Annotated in this window: 14 protein-coding genes; 2 read left to right on the top strand and 12 right to left on the bottom strand. The window is 40.9% G+C overall.

Annotated features, from left to right (window positions below):
• Window positions 1-137: 137 nt before the first annotated feature.
• The 8 genes from RGB74_RS01855 to RGB74_RS01820 all read right to left on the bottom strand — a co-directional run bounded on the left by RGB74_RS01855 (window position 138) and on the right by RGB74_RS01820 (window position 9,049).
• Window positions 138-1,691, bottom strand: coding sequence for a YndJ family protein (locus RGB74_RS01855; RefSeq protein WP_310761293.1), 1,554 nt, complete (start codon window positions 1,689-1,691; stop codon window positions 138-140).
• Window positions 1,660-2,271: a DUF4166 domain-containing protein gene (locus RGB74_RS01850; protein ID WP_310761292.1), complete on the bottom strand. Its 612-nt coding sequence runs from the start codon at window positions 2,269-2,271 to the stop codon at window positions 1,660-1,662. The genes RGB74_RS01855 and RGB74_RS01850 overlap by 32 nt, the downstream gene beginning before the upstream one ends.
• On the bottom strand, window positions 2,271-3,185 hold the full coding sequence (locus tag RGB74_RS01845) for a DoxX-like family protein (protein WP_310761291.1): 915 nt from the start codon (window positions 3,183-3,185) through the stop codon (window positions 2,271-2,273). Before RGB74_RS01845 ends, RGB74_RS01850 begins: the two co-directional genes overlap by 1 nt.
• A gap of 399 nt (window positions 3,186-3,584) precedes the next feature.
• A complete protein-coding gene (locus tag RGB74_RS01840; RefSeq protein ID WP_310761290.1) occupies window positions 3,585-4,298 on the bottom strand; it encodes an ABC transporter ATP-binding protein in 714 nt (237 codons plus the stop codon).
• Window positions 4,295-5,458: an ABC transporter permease gene (locus tag RGB74_RS01835; RefSeq protein WP_310761289.1), complete on the bottom strand. Its 1,164-nt coding sequence runs from the start codon at window positions 5,456-5,458 to the stop codon at window positions 4,295-4,297. Before RGB74_RS01835 ends, RGB74_RS01840 begins: the two co-directional genes overlap by 4 nt.
• The gene (locus tag RGB74_RS01830) at window positions 5,428-6,657 is read right to left on the bottom strand and encodes an ABC transporter permease (RefSeq protein WP_310761288.1); all 1,230 of its coding nucleotides are present in this window, start codon (window positions 6,655-6,657) and stop codon (window positions 5,428-5,430) included. Before RGB74_RS01830 ends, RGB74_RS01835 begins: the two co-directional genes overlap by 31 nt.
• Window positions 6,658-6,742: 85 nt before the next feature.
• Window positions 6,743-8,377 (bottom strand): DUF6583 family protein, encoded by a 1,635-nt coding sequence (locus tag RGB74_RS01825; protein WP_310761287.1) that lies wholly within the window; start codon window positions 8,375-8,377, stop codon window positions 6,743-6,745.
• A gap of 171 nt (window positions 8,378-8,548) precedes the next feature.
• On the bottom strand, window positions 8,549-9,049 hold the full coding sequence (locus tag RGB74_RS01820; RefSeq protein WP_310761286.1) for a sigma-70 family RNA polymerase sigma factor: 501 nt from the start codon (window positions 9,047-9,049) through the stop codon (window positions 8,549-8,551).
• 363 nt (window positions 9,050-9,412) lie between these two features.
• On the opposite strand from RGB74_RS01820, the gene RGB74_RS01815 reads away from it, so the two are divergent.
• Entirely contained in the window at window positions 9,413-9,631 is a 219-nt protein-coding gene (locus RGB74_RS01815) for a DUF1659 domain-containing protein (protein WP_310761285.1), read from the top strand.
• 45 nt (window positions 9,632-9,676) lie between these two features.
• Window positions 9,677-9,895: a DUF2922 domain-containing protein gene (locus tag RGB74_RS01810; RefSeq protein ID WP_310761284.1), complete on the top strand. Its 219-nt coding sequence runs from the start codon at window positions 9,677-9,679 to the stop codon at window positions 9,893-9,895.
• Window positions 9,896-10,041: 146 nt separating this feature from the next.
• Here RGB74_RS01810 and RGB74_RS01805 read toward each other — a convergent pair whose 3' ends face one another.
• The 4 genes from RGB74_RS01805 to RGB74_RS01790 are packed head-to-tail and all read right to left on the bottom strand — an operon-like array spanning window position 10,042 to window position 13,408.
• Window positions 10,042-10,437, bottom strand: coding sequence for a MaoC family dehydratase (locus tag RGB74_RS01805; RefSeq protein ID WP_310761283.1), 396 nt, complete (start codon window positions 10,435-10,437; stop codon window positions 10,042-10,044).
• Window positions 10,437-10,817: an FAS1-like dehydratase domain-containing protein gene (locus RGB74_RS01800; RefSeq protein WP_310761282.1), complete on the bottom strand. Its 381-nt coding sequence runs from the start codon at window positions 10,815-10,817 to the stop codon at window positions 10,437-10,439. Before RGB74_RS01800 ends, RGB74_RS01805 begins: the two co-directional genes overlap by 1 nt.
• 6 nt (window positions 10,818-10,823) lie before the next feature.
• Window positions 10,824-11,930, bottom strand: coding sequence for an acetyl-CoA C-acyltransferase (locus RGB74_RS01795; protein ID WP_310761281.1), 1,107 nt, complete (start codon window positions 11,928-11,930; stop codon window positions 10,824-10,826).
• Entirely contained in the window at window positions 11,930-13,408 is a 1,479-nt protein-coding gene (locus RGB74_RS01790; protein ID WP_310761280.1) for an AMP-binding protein, read from the bottom strand. Before RGB74_RS01790 ends, RGB74_RS01795 begins: the two co-directional genes overlap by 1 nt.
• Window positions 13,409-13,439: the final 31 nt, after the last annotated feature.

The raw sequence follows: 13,439 nt of genomic DNA, 5'->3' as shown, positions 1-13,439 counted from the left end.
ACTTCGTTACTATTGAGTAGTTGATTTCCCTCAGTAGTCTCCCACCTTCCACTGCCATCAACTTTTTATCAACGGTTTATTTTCATATATTTTAGAGAACAGCCTTCACAAAAAAAATAAAGACCTCCTAAGGGTCCTTATTTTTGATAAATCTCGTAATCAATCCGCAGAAAAGGTATGCCGAATATTTTCATTTTATGAAGGGCTTTGAGATTCCCTAGCTTTGCTTCTTGGAGGGTAAAGCGCTCTGATAATGGCAGTGCAAAAAGGGTTTTTCCTGCTGCAAAATAAATCCCTACATCTCCCTCTCCTTGGCTCGTAAGGATGAGTGTGCCATTTCTTTCTTGCAGCTGCAAAATACCGATCATTGAAGAAAAAGGCAGTGGAAGTCCAATATTCATGTACGTTTTCCCAGCCGATTCATGCTGCGAATAAATGGCCGCAAATATGATACTACCATTCTCTTTTCGAATCCAGACCCTTGGATTCTCCCTTCCGTCCAGAGAAGAATCAACAGTAAGAATTTCTCCTGTCATTTCAATCTTTTTACTTGAAATCGGCAAGTTTAATTGCTGCATTTTTTTACTCATCCCTTTGTAGCATATTGCAAAGGGCTTAAACCATGCTGACCATTTTACAGAAGCAAATAATTGATATTGATCTGTATGCTCATAAAAATCGACAATTGTTTGTGGCAAAGTTTTTGTATCCACCAAAACACTCAAATCATCCACTAGTCCAGGATGCGTTTTTCCTGTTCCTTTAAGCTTTCCACGAATTCGACTCACTGGAAAAACAGGCTTTTTAAATCTTGTTTCTGGAGGCGCTAAAGCCCAGCCAATCACGCCTATCATGCCAAAAACAACACAGTTCACAAAACCATGAAATGCCAGCATAAATTCAATGGTGACTGGCCAAATTCCAAATGCGTTATTCGCTGCATACAGCATGGAAAATAAAATGGTGACACCTATTGCAACATAAGAAATCCGGATTAATACAGCCTGTAATGTTGTGTCAAAACGGGTACGAACTGCAAGTATAATTAATGTATAAATGGCAGCAATATACAGGGTCACTGAGATTACTTCTAGTAAAGGCCAGAACGTGATTCCGACCGCAACGAGCATTGGTCCTGCTAAAATCACTGAAACAATCCATGGATACCATTTTGAATTTTGTAATCTTCCAAAAAAGCCAAGCGATATGGGCAGCAAACAGGCAGAGTAATGAAAATGAATGGCGGTCAGCCAAGTGATCAAAGGACTAAATCCAGTATCCATTCCTGCAATATACGCAAAAAACCATAACCCTCCTACAAATAAATACATCATCCCGAAATCTATTGAAATTTCTGCCCAGTTTTTAAAACCACGCTGGAGAAATCTCTGAAAGCCGAGAATCGCCACAAAGAAAGTGAAAGCCAGATAAACAAGAGCTAACACAATTTGCCCGGTGTTCGATGGGACTACAAACAAGAAAAAGACAGAGAGCATTGCAATCCAAGTAACAACGATATGTATTTTTGTTATGTTAATTACGAGTTGGAGTATGATCGGCACAAAAATCAACTGAGCCGATGTCAGCATCAGCAAATAGGGTTCCTCAGCTCGCAAAGTGCTTGCTATGAAGAGAATTATTCCGGAAAGTGTGATTGGACTAAAGAGATTCTTCTTTATATTCGCCTTCATACACCATCACCTTCCCTACGATTCGGTTTTGAATATGCACTTGGACCGTATACACGTCCCGGTCATCATCATATCCGTCCTCGACCGTCACAACTCCTTCCAAAATCTTTGGAATCGGTATTTCGAAAGGCCCTAAAATAAAGCGCTGACGACCTGAATGAATCATTTGATGTCCTTCAGCAGTCACTTCAAATTTTAAGTCTGAATAAAAAAGACTGGGCTCTCCTAAGTAATCTTTTACGATTTTCCGCTCCGGATCTATGGTCATAAACGCATTAAAATGACGCGTTACTTTTTCAAAATAAAACGTACGCTCCCAATAGATTTCTGATTCTCCTGTCGGCAAAGTCCTGCACGTATTTTTTACGGTAAAAGGTACATCTTCTCCTGTTTCGGGAAAAAGAAACTGCCAGCGAGTCGCTAATTTCAAAAAAGGCTTCAGCCAGCTTGCACCTGATTCAATTTTCGTCATCTTCCCTGCAGCATAAAAGGGCTTCTCAACAGGAAGTGCGTAGCGTTCTTGCAGTTTAGGGTGCAACTTCTTGAAATCCTCACCTAGAAGGGTTTGGTAGATTGTCATTATGAATCACTCTTTCTCGTTCGTTTGCAGCTCGTCGCTGTAGGCAGATCTTTTGCTAGTAAATAGCCTATTATGGAAAGAATCCACAAGCTGGCGTTGAAAGTTACAGGATTAAACGGATGTGATGAGATTGATGGATCTCCGATTACTGCGCTTATCGTTAACAATGGAAACACAATAATCTGCAGCATGTGTAAATGTGTTTTCTTGCGATAAAATAGCCAGACTAGTCCAAAAATCATTTCCGCAACGCCAATGATTTCAACTGCTTTTACTGCAGCTGCTCCCTTTATGGAGGACAAGCTGGAAAACATGGCGATTTCCTCAGGATGATGGGCAATAATCTTCGGAACAAGTCCTTGATAAAACCAAACAAAGAAAAATAATAAAGTGATAAGGGCACTGCCAAAGAAACGGATGTACTGGGTTCTCGGCGATTCTCCTTTTTCCAGCCAACGTTTCAGCACGTCAAAACTAAGAGCTGTAGCCCAACCCATCATTGGACGGAAAAAGAAATCTAGTAAACTTCCAAACCAGCCATAACGCACATCATAATCATATTGAGTAAGAAAAGTTGTACCTTGATCAGCCGGTATGTACTTCCAATAGCCTCTTCCTTCGGATATGGGCGAGATTTTTTGATTGGTACCAAATTGCAATGAAGAGGTTTTGGAACCATCTTCTTTATTGTGCGTGCCGATACTTTTACCCCAGCCCGCTACTTTCATTCCGAATCCAATTTTCGTTTCGTATAAAAAAGATTGCGGTTCGTCTTCGTTCTCTTTCGGCAAATAGGTAATGGATGAAAAGCGAAGATCCCATTGTTCATGAAGTTCAGGCTTTTGAGACTTATCCCACACTTCTTTAACATCTGCATGTATTGGTATTTCTACATAAATCGATTTATTTTTCATAAAAAGCACCTCTATGTATAAAGTAACATAAATTACCATGGGAAATTGTACAATAAAAAACTTAGCAAATACATTTCTCATCTGGTCATCCACTCTGAGCGTGTGAAGCATGACCAGATAGATGGTAATTGGCGTCGAATGATGTCGGTTCTTGGTTATCCAGAAATTAACGTGGGTATATGGCCATGAGGATAACCATGGATATATGTTTTGCAGGGTCTTATTAAGACTGGAAAAGTTCTAATTTTTTAGGTTTTGAAGATGAAATGGTCCATCTTCTTCCATATTGGTCTTATTTCGGACCGGTTTTTCACCTTTTTTGACTGGAATCTTGCATTTAATTACTAGGTAAGCAATAAAAAAGAAAGACTCCAATTGGCGTCTTCCTTTTCATATATTTCAACCTACAATCGCTCCAAGTGTTTCGGCAAAATTTTTTGATTGTGCGATGGATCCGAATTGGCGGACTTTTTGCTTGGATCCGTAAAAGACCAGCTCGCCGTCTTTTAAAATGAGAAAGGATGTGCAGAGTGACTCAAGCTCTTGTGCGTCATGGCTTGAATAAAGGATCGTCTTGCCTTCATTCCCGAGCTGCCGCAGATCGTTCACAATTTCCTGTTTTGCTGTTATATCAATGCCGACTGTTGGTTCGTCCAATATTAAAATCTCAGGGTTATGCAATAAAGCGACGAGAATATTTAGTTTCCGCTGGTTGCCACCTGACAGATGCTTCACCTTTTTATCGAGGTGTTCTGCCAGTTTCCATTCTTCGCACCGCCTCATCCAGCTTTGCTCTGACTTGCATTTCGCGAGCTTTGCAAAAAAACGTAGATTCTCGCGGGCTGTGAGCTCATGATACAACGCAATTTCCTGCGGAACGTATCCGATTTTTTCGCGAATCTTTTTCATGTCTTTTTTTGCGTCCAAGCCACTGATTTGTATCGTTCCATTTGTCGTTCCCATGATTGTCGCTAAAATCCTTAAAAGTGTGGACTTTCCTGCGCCGTTTGGTCCAACAACGCCGACTGTTTCCCCTTTCTCTATAAAGAAGTTCATCTCTTTCAGCACTTCTTTTTTGCCGAATTTTTTTGTAAGTTGGTTGGCTGCAATCATGCGTTGTCACCTGCCTTTATCGTTGAAAGTCCGAATAGAATGATGCTGATTCCCATAAAAGCTGCTGGAATCAACGGTGTCTCTTGATGCAGTCCAGCCATGATCCAGTATTGCGGCGTCCATTGTGCTGCTTTTTCTAAAAAGATTGTAAGCTCATCACTCGGAAAAAAGGTTCCGCTTAAGAGTGATGTTGAGAGTACCACAAAAAGAGTGATCGCCTGCCATGTCCGGTTAGCTGAGACGAAATAAGCGAACAAGAGGGATAGTGCGTTCAGAAATAATACATATCCGATTAATGCTGTGACAGTTGATGAATTCACGACGAGTTCACCTTTCCACCAGCCAAATCCAATCAGCAAACCAAGCAGTTCTAACTGTAAAATCAAAACGCCGAGCGCGTTCCCGCTCCAATATATGAAAGATGATCTTGCTGTATAAGGAACTCGAAATCGCATGCCCGCATCTCTGTCTTTGATCGGCCAGCTGTTCCATAGAAAACTGAACAGCATCAACAGTAATAGCATGCCAGGCACGTAAATCGATAGTGTTTGATTCTCAACCGTTTCTGCTTTTTCTTTCGTTGCGCCGACTTTATAATCGATCGTCATTAATGGATTGGGTTTCCACTGATTATCGCTGTATTCCCATGCCTCTTTCCACACCGTCTTTTGTTGTGAAGCATTAAGATTCTCGCTTTTTCCGTATGTTTTTATGACTGTACTCGCGCCATAAGAATTACTCGATAGCCGCTTTACTTCACTCGCAAAGTTTTCACGGACTAACCCGTGTGAGACTGAACCTGTGGAAAGCCACATCGTCACGAGTTCGTCTGTGTCATTTTCTTGAATGTGTTCCATAAATCCTTCTGGAATCAGAAATCCGAGTGAAGCATTTTGAGTTTCAATTTCATTTTTCGCTTCAGTTCGGCTAACGGTTTTTACAGAAATGGTAGGATTTTTTCTGATCCTTTCGATGACCAGTTTTGAATAATCAGATACATCCTCATCCACGATGACGACGGGAATTTTACTGTTTTGAGCTGTTTTTTCTACAGACAGGTCTAAGAAACCGAGCAGAAGAACAGGAACAACCAATCCTAACCAGCTCCATGGACTTTGAAGCAATAATTTTATACGTGTAACGGCAATTGTCCAGACCATAGCAACCTCTTCTTCACAATAATTAGGAATAGACCGACTATCCAAGTGATCACGGAAAATCCAACCAAAATTAGGATGGGAGACCATTCAGTCATGCCAATAAACAGCGACCCTATCAAAGCTTGATGCGTATGATGCATGATATTAATAAAACTCATGCTCCGCCAGATTTCAGGCAAGTACGATAATGGCAACAGTGTTCCGCTTGCTGCTGTTATTCCTCCAACCAATAGTAATCCCGCTCCCCATTTTGCTCCGTTTTTTTGAAAAAGCTCCTGACAGAGTGCAAAAAGTGAGCTTACAGCCAAACAATAAGCTACAACGATTCCAATCGCAGACAAACTCCACGTTTTTGTGATGATAAACAGCAGTGTGCATAAAACCAAACTTTGAAAGGCAAGAAGCATAAAGATAGACAGAATATTTCCGAAAAAAATGACGGAAGATCTGACACCTTGCAAAGAAAGCCTGTCTCTTAATGCAGTTTGTTCTCCTCTCGCCGTTAAACTCATGCCAAATAAACCGCCGATCATTAAAAGGATCAGAATGCCAGACAGACTGTAAAACTCCAAGGGCGTAATTCCGCCAAATGCGCTTAGGGTATAAGTTTCATAGATTTTATTTCGATTTAGTGCCTGCAAGGTGAAATCAGGTATAATGACGTCCCGGTATTTTGAAAACTGAGCTGAACTTAAATCCATTTTTCGCAAATAATGAAATACGGTATTTGCTCCGCTTTGCGCAGCTGAAATTAAATTCGCATTACTGACCATCACTTGTCTTAACAATTCCGCTTGAAAAGGCTTGGCTGGATTTCCGATGACGGTAACGGGAATGTTTTTGCCGTTTCGAATTCCTTCTGTAAACCCCTCTGGAACGATTACCATCCCTGCGATCTCATTGTTTGCTAACTGTTTGCTTGCAGCTGCTGGGTCCGTCTTTTGAAACGAAAGAACGCTGCGGATTTCTTTTGAATTTTCGTATTGCTTCATCAATAATTTCGTTTCGAAGGTGTTGTCCTCATCTACGATTGCAACTGCAAATGGCTCTATCCATTGTTTGTCTTGCAATAACGGCTTCAAGCCAAGGTAAGTAATTGAGAGCAGCAGGAGCGGAAACAGCATCATCGCGAAAAGCGGGAACGGCTGCTTCAGCCAGCATTTCATGGTTAAATGGGCAATGAGTAACGTTTGCCTCATAAAATAATTCCTCTCTCTTGTTGTGTTTAAAAAAGGACAAAGATAAGTGAGTTACCTTTATCTCTGTCCTTCTTATTTTTATATATTATAGCCCTTCCATAAACTGAGCGTTTTCACCCATAAACTGCTGGAGGTTGCGCTGGATTTCGGACATTAGGCCCATCATCTCTGCATCACTCATTTCGGCTAAGTTATCTGCTTTTCCTTCTGCAAGTTCAGGGAATTTTAATTTTTTGCCGAATGTTGTTTTCGTTTTAATGGTTAATCCTACATTCAGATCGCCAAGTGAAGGGTCATTTGAAATAAGCCTCACTTTGTAATCGTGATTCGCAAAGTCTTTATCCAGGTTTTGGTCGCCTTTATGCTCAATCTCAAGTGTTCCTTGAGGGATTTGAGCCGGCATGTCTCCTGCTGGAACGAGCTCAGCTGTCCAGTTTGATTTTTCACTTGTTCCTTCACCTTTTACGTGGAATCCGATGCCTTGTGTTGACCCATTTTCATCTGATTCGAATTTTGCTTTAATATCGCGTTTCGTACCTTTTCCCTTTGGTTCACTCGTCATTTTTATATCCACAAGAACTGTTTGCCCTTCTGGACCAGCATTCAAAGTCCACGAAGAGTTGGTAACATCGTCCTTCGTCCAGCTTTCAGTCGCGTAATTCAGCGGAATCACTTCTCCGCCGTTTGCTGCTGCACTCAGTTTCAAATCACGTTTTACTACGTTTTCATCGCTGTCGATCAGCACAACCTGCTTCATTCCTTCTGGGAAAGCTGCCTCTTCTTTCACTGCTCTTTGTGCTTCTTTCAATCCGTTTTTCAGTTCCTTTTTCGTATCTTCTTTACTCATCGTCCCCGGTGCCGGCATCATCGTTCCTGTTGGCAGTCCGCCGGACAAGGAAGCTTGTTCAGCCATGGCATCTAGGAAATCATCATCAGACTCCATTTTCTTTAAGAAGTTCACGATCAAATCTTTTGTTTCTTTTTCAGAAAGGGTCACGGTTAACTGGCGAAGTTTTTCTCCTTTAAAATCAACATCTTCTTTTAGTTTTACATTGTTCTCTTTAATGCTGTCTGCGTACACTTTTGCGTACTCTTTGAACAGATCTTCACGCTCTTCTTCACTTGCTAGGTAACCGTCGTAAGCTTTAAAGAAATTTTCAAGCTTCTCCATTCCAGCATATGCCGGGTCAAACTTTCGCATCACGTCGCCAAACTTTTCGTTTGGAAAATAAACGCGGTTTTTGTACGCTGCAGGTACATTTAATGCTGTTTCTTTATTGTTTTGGTAAAACTCTGCTTTCACAAGGTCTGCGCCGTTTACGGTCAAAGCCATGTCAGCTAAACCCTCTTCTTTTTTCGGGTCATGCTGTGTCGTGAATTTCAGCTCACTCGACTTTAAAATCGAACCAATCATCGCCGCTTCCATTCCGCCTGCTCCCAGCTTATCCGTGTCCATATCTACACTGACACGCGCTTCAGACTTATAGGCTTCTTTCGATTGTTTTTCTTGAAGTGACAGTGCATCCTCAAAGCTTTCGTTTAGCGATTCGTTCAATGTTTTAAACGTGTTCAGCTCTGATTTTAAATACAGTTCACGCGGCGAGAGATCGATAAACATCGCATAAGCAGTAGCACCAATCGCAAGTAATGCGATGATGACGAGCCCGATTATGATCGGACGTTTTTTACTTCCAGGATTCTGATTAACTTGTGTTTCCATCGTTTGGTTGTCCCCCTCTTAGTACATGTATAAGCTTTTCCCTATCAACTTAGTACACTATATTTCTACTTACAATTATGGGTAAAATTAGTAAATTTACCATCACAGATTCTAACTATACCTTAATTAATGAATTATATCCATGAATTCAAGTAGTAAGAAAGTTACAATTTATTTGGTGTTTAAAACCGATCGAAGCTTTTTGATAGCCGCTTTTCGCCATGATTTTACCGCGTAAACGGAAACATCAAACATCTCTGCGATCTCCGCTTCACTCTTCATTTCACATATACGATGGATGACCCAGCGCTGCTGATTTTGGGTGAGGTGAACTAAGTAAAGGTTCAACGATTCATCTTCTAAAAAGGGAATAGTGTCCGTGTGTGAGAGATTTTTAAATACAAAAGATTCATGGGGATCTTGATTATCTTCTTTCTCCAGCCGTCTCATTTCTCCTCTAAATTCTTGTAAAATACGTCCCCTCACTTTAAGAAATGCATATGAAGAGAACTGCCCCTTCTCCGGATCAAATGTTTCATAAGCGTTCCAAAGTCCGAGTAAACCAGCTTGATAGTATTGGTCAAAACGTGACCGTAAATTGTAGTTTCGGATTTGAGATTTAATTAGCGGATCAAACTGAGAGGCAACTTGTTCAAAAGTCATTTCTTTCATCGGATAATGTCCTTTAGGAATGTGCGCACATTCGGGGAATTCCGCGGTAATCCTACTATAGAAATGAAGTAGATATTAAACAAATCAGCATGTTTTAGAAATGATATTGAGCAAACGATCAGAGAGCGGTACTTTTTCCTGACATATGGGATTAGTTATCCACAGATTGAAGATGATATGGAGTATTGCTACACATTTTTGTGGCGGTTTTGAGAAAAACGAGGAAAATAAGGGTGGATTTTCGTGAAAATCGCGTCAATTGTGGATAAGTCTATGAATCTGCCATGTGAAAAATAATCTTTTTTAGCGATGGCTCTTTCTTTCACTTTTCAGGAACTTATAGAGTGAAAGGAGGTGAGGCACATGGCTACAGCAGCTTTAGTCGATTCGTCCATGCGCTTGGAGCTTGATGGCGGTTTAGACGCTGACAACAAACCGGTTGTGAAGTTCAAAAACTTCGCGAACGTAAAAACAGCTTCTACCCCAGACCAGCTTTACGCAGTGGCAACAGCACTTTCTGGTCTTCAGCAATACCCGCTTCTTATGATCAGACGCAATGATTCTTTCGCGATTAACTCTTAATACGAGTGGCGTGAAATGAAAATATAATGGAAAGGAGGGATTTTGATGGCCAAAGTACTTGAACTGCAGTTTCTAAACACTGAGAACAAAACGGTGACCATCCGACTGGATGCTCCTGTTGAACCCGTTGATCCGGCAGCTGTAGAAGCAGCGATGGACACAATTATTGCTCAAAACATCTTCATTTCGTCTGGCGGTGATTACGCAGCGAAAAAAGGTGCGCGCATCGTTGACCGAACTGTGAGCGACATCGTGTTAAGCTAACTTTGATTAAGTAGAGCGACCGCAAAAAAAGGCTGATCCCAATGGGTCAGCCTTTCGTGTGTCGAGCGATTCGGTTTATGATCCATATTTGTGAGATTAAGTTAAAAAAGTCTGTGATTACAAATCAAATGTGTGGAAATAATGAATCACAGCTTGTTTAAGATGATTTTTCCCGTTAATATTTTATCGTTTGAGGAGCTTTTGGCGATTATCTCGATCGTCAGGAGCTCTTTTTCTATTTTTGTGATCGTTCCATGTATGGTGAGCGCTTCTCCAGTAAATACCGGTGAGCGGAAGGTTGTCTCATACTGTTTTACCCAATAGCCTTCATTTAAAATGGGTTCAGCGATTTGAGCGGCAAGTCCCATCGAAAGCATGCCGTGAATAATCGGTGAATGAAACCCCATTTTTTGTGCAGCTTCTTGGTCCAGATGGATTGGATTGTAGTCACCTGACACTTTTGCATAATCCTCAACCATTTCTTTTTTGATCTCTGGAAAGTAAAGCTGCTCTAAGGTTAAGCCCTCTTTTAGGTGCTCCATTATTCCGCCTCCTTTAAAAGAATCGATTTTGCTGTAAAAACGATGTGATTCTCTTCGTTTTTGCCAATAAGCTCTTGGTGCAAAACGAGAAAACGGCGTCTTTTTTCAACCGAAATTAAGGAAACGGTACATTGAAGTGAATCGCCTACCGAGATAGGATGTTCATACGAGAACACTTGTTCTTTATGTATGAATGATTGCTGCTCCAGCCAAGGTACTTTTATATATTGATAAAAAATCATAGGAAAGGCAGGCGGAACAAATTGCGAATCTATTAAAGTTGAACCTTTTGTTGCTTGTAGATAGTTATTTAGAAGTTCATTCGTAACTTTAATCGTCACTGGAGCTGTTTCTGTTCCTTCATATAGTTTGAAATCCATTGATGATCACCCTTTCCTCATGTTTTCAAAAAGCGTTGCGATTCCAAGTCCACCGCCTATTCCTAATGTGGCAATACCATAACGGTCTTCATCTGTCATTTCTCTTAATAACGATGTAACCAAGATGGCTCCAGACGCACCATACGGATGGCCAAATGCGATGGCTCCTCCGCCTTTGTTCAGTTTATCCCAAGGAATATTGAGCTCTTGGGCTGAAGCCACAACTTGGGAGGAGAATGCTTCATTTAATTCAAATACGTCAATCTCCTCAATAACATTGCCGTTTCTTTGTAAAATTGAATTAACAGCAGGAACAGGTCCGATCCCTGGAAGGTTCGGGTCTACACCCGCAGATACACTGTCTATGAATTTTAATTTTGGCAGAAGATGCAGCTCTTTCGCTTTTTCTTCGCTCATCACTAAAACGACGGAAGCTCCATCATTCACACCGCAAGAATTTGCAGCTGTTACGGTTCCGGTCTCTTTGAACGCAGGTCTCGATCGTTTAATAATTCTCTCTAAAGTTGGCATGGGCTTTATCCCTTCATCTCTTAGAGGTGTATCTTTAAAAGGAACAATCTCATTTAAAAATCGTCCTTTTTCGATAGAATGAAGAGTCCTTTTATAGCTTAAGAGGGCATATTCATCTTGCACTTCACGCGTAATTTTGTAGTATTCAGCTACATTCTCAGCCCCGACCCCCATATCTGGATCTCCATTGACATCAGGTGAAAAGCGAGCTCTTTTTGGATAAGTTGAGGTACTGGCAGATTCAACACCGCCCGCAATATAAATATCACCCGCTCCAGATTGGATCAGTCGGCACGCTAAATTGATCGCTTCAAGCCCTGATCCGCATTGTCTGTCTACCGTGAATCCCGGAACTGAAAAGGGAAGTTCTGCCGTTAATGCGGATAATCGTGCCAGGTTTCCACCTGGGCCAACGGTGTTACCTAAGATGACATCAGTGACCATATGAGATGGAATGTTATTTTCTTTTAGAATCGCTCGAATGACTGCTGCTGCAAGGTTTTCAGGCGGAACATCCTTAAAATAACCATCTTTTTTCCCGATTACTGTTCGTTTTGCATCAATAATGACTGCTGTTTTCATCAGTTGAATACTCCTTGGTCGTAGTAATCTTTTATTTTAGTACGTGCTATTTTTCCGCTTTCGGTATAAGGAAATTCTTCTGTAAAAAGAATTTGCCTCGGAACTTTATAAACTGATAAATATTGCCTGCAATAACGCTGGATTTCTTGGGATGATAAGTTTGATCCCTTTTGAAGTTTTACAGCTGCTAAAACTTTTTCACCCCAATAAGCATCTTTTTTTCCGAAAACCACTGCTTCATCGATTCCTGCCATCGAGTGAAGAACATTCTCGATTTCTTCTGGATATACGTTTTGTCCGCCCGTAATCAACATATTGTTTTTTCTTCCGATGATGTAGAGATGCTTGTCCTGATCCCGTTTTGCAAGATCACCGACGGTTAGCCAGCCGTTCTCAGCCCAGACCTCCCTATTAGCATCTGGCCGGTTCAAATAATGTGAAAACAGCATCTCACTTTTAACGTACAGTGTACCGATTTCACCACACGACACTTCACTTCCATCTTCATCACGAATCGATAATTGCACATTATGAAAAGGCTTGCCCACTGATAAAGGATTAAAATCGGTTTTTGTATGATTGATATAACTCACAAAACTAAGTTCTGAAGCTCCGTAAAATTCGATAAGCTCAGTCTTTGGAAACAGCGTATTAATTTTATTTTTCAATCCTGGCTCCCACTTAGCTCCTGATGAAATGATCTTCCTTAATGAACTTGATCGATCATCTGATTTTGTCATTTCGTTCGCAAGTGCTGCAAGCATGGTTGGAACGGCATATACCCCTGTTAACTTTCCTGATTGAATCTCATTAAATGTTTTTCTCGATGAAAACTTCGGCAAGAGTTTAACGGTTCCTCCTAAATACAACGTACTGACCGCAGCATAAAGAAACAGAGAATGTACAAGCGGTCCAGGAACTAATACAACATCTTTTGCAGAAAGTCCGAAGTCTTTTTCACTGCATTCAAAGCTCCTCACCCATGACCGGTGGCTGCGAACGAAACATTTTGGTTTGCCCGTAGAACCTGAAGTAAATCCCATATAAAAAAGGGATTCATCATTGATCGAATGCTTCGTATTTACATGCTGAGCTGCACCCATTTCGGAGTCCAAGATTATGATTTCATTCCAGGAATCGATTTGATTCATTAGTTTTTCAGTTGTTATGATAAGATCCAGGTCACTTTGTATAAGTCTCTCTTGAAGTTCATTTGCCTTCCATTTTGGATCTAGTGGAACCGCAATCCAGCCAGCAGCTATAGCTCCAAAGAAATATTGTAAAAAAGCAATACTGTTTGGCAAAAATAGACCAACCTTGCCTTGATCACCTTTAAAAGACTGTGAAAAGAAAAAGTTTGTCGTATTTTGGACGGTACTATGTAAATTTTGATAAGTTATTTTTTCCTCGCCCATCTGAATTGCAGTTTTCGTTGGATGATTTAGGGCATTTAGTTGTATCGTATCAGTGATGAGCACAAGACTTCCTCCTATAATAAAAAGACTGCCC

It is taken from the genome of Bacillus sp. NEB1478, from assembly GCF_031582965.1.
Classification (GTDB): domain Bacteria; phylum Bacillota; class Bacilli; order Bacillales; family Fictibacillaceae; genus Fictibacillus.
Note: the sequence above shows the minus strand (reverse complement) of the source record. Positions and strands in the feature narration are given on the sequence as shown.

Excerpts from the sequence above, each read along its gene's own strand:
- RGB74_RS01800 (WP_310761282.1), bottom strand. The coding sequence starts at position 10,817 with ATGGATTTCAAACTATATGAAGGAACAGAAACAGCTCCAGTGACGATT.
- RGB74_RS01855 (WP_310761293.1), bottom strand. The coding sequence starts at position 1,691 with ATGAAGGCGAATATAAAGAAGAATCTCTTTAGTCCAATCACACTTTCC.
- RGB74_RS01835 (WP_310761289.1), bottom strand. The coding sequence starts at position 5,458 with ATGGTCTGGACAATTGCCGTTACACGTATAAAATTATTGCTTCAAAGT.
- RGB74_RS01840 (WP_310761290.1), bottom strand. The coding sequence starts at position 4,298 with ATGATTGCAGCCAACCAACTTACAAAAAAATTCGGCAAAAAAGAAGTG.
- RGB74_RS01820 (WP_310761286.1), bottom strand. The coding sequence starts at position 9,049 with ATGAAAGAAATGACTTTTGAACAAGTTGCCTCTCAGTTTGATCCGCTA.
- RGB74_RS01825 (WP_310761287.1), bottom strand. The coding sequence starts at position 8,377 with ATGGAAACACAAGTTAATCAGAATCCTGGAAGTAAAAAACGTCCGATC.
- RGB74_RS01850 (WP_310761292.1), bottom strand. The coding sequence starts at position 2,271 with ATGACAATCTACCAAACCCTTCTAGGTGAGGATTTCAAGAAGTTGCAC.
- RGB74_RS01805 (WP_310761283.1), bottom strand. The coding sequence starts at position 10,437 with ATGGAGCACCTAAAAGAGGGCTTAACCTTAGAGCAGCTTTACTTTCCA.
- RGB74_RS01810 (WP_310761284.1), top strand. The coding sequence starts at position 9,677 with ATGGCCAAAGTACTTGAACTGCAGTTTCTAAACACTGAGAACAAAACG.
- RGB74_RS01845 (WP_310761291.1), bottom strand. The coding sequence starts at position 3,185 with ATGAAAAATAAATCGATTTATGTAGAAATACCAATACATGCAGATGTT.
- RGB74_RS01815 (WP_310761285.1), top strand. The coding sequence starts at position 9,413 with ATGGCTACAGCAGCTTTAGTCGATTCGTCCATGCGCTTGGAGCTTGAT.
- RGB74_RS01795 (WP_310761281.1), bottom strand. The coding sequence starts at position 11,930 with ATGAAAACAGCAGTCATTATTGATGCAAAACGAACAGTAATCGGGAAA.
- RGB74_RS01830 (WP_310761288.1), bottom strand. The coding sequence starts at position 6,657 with ATGAGGCAAACGTTACTCATTGCCCATTTAACCATGAAATGCTGGCTG.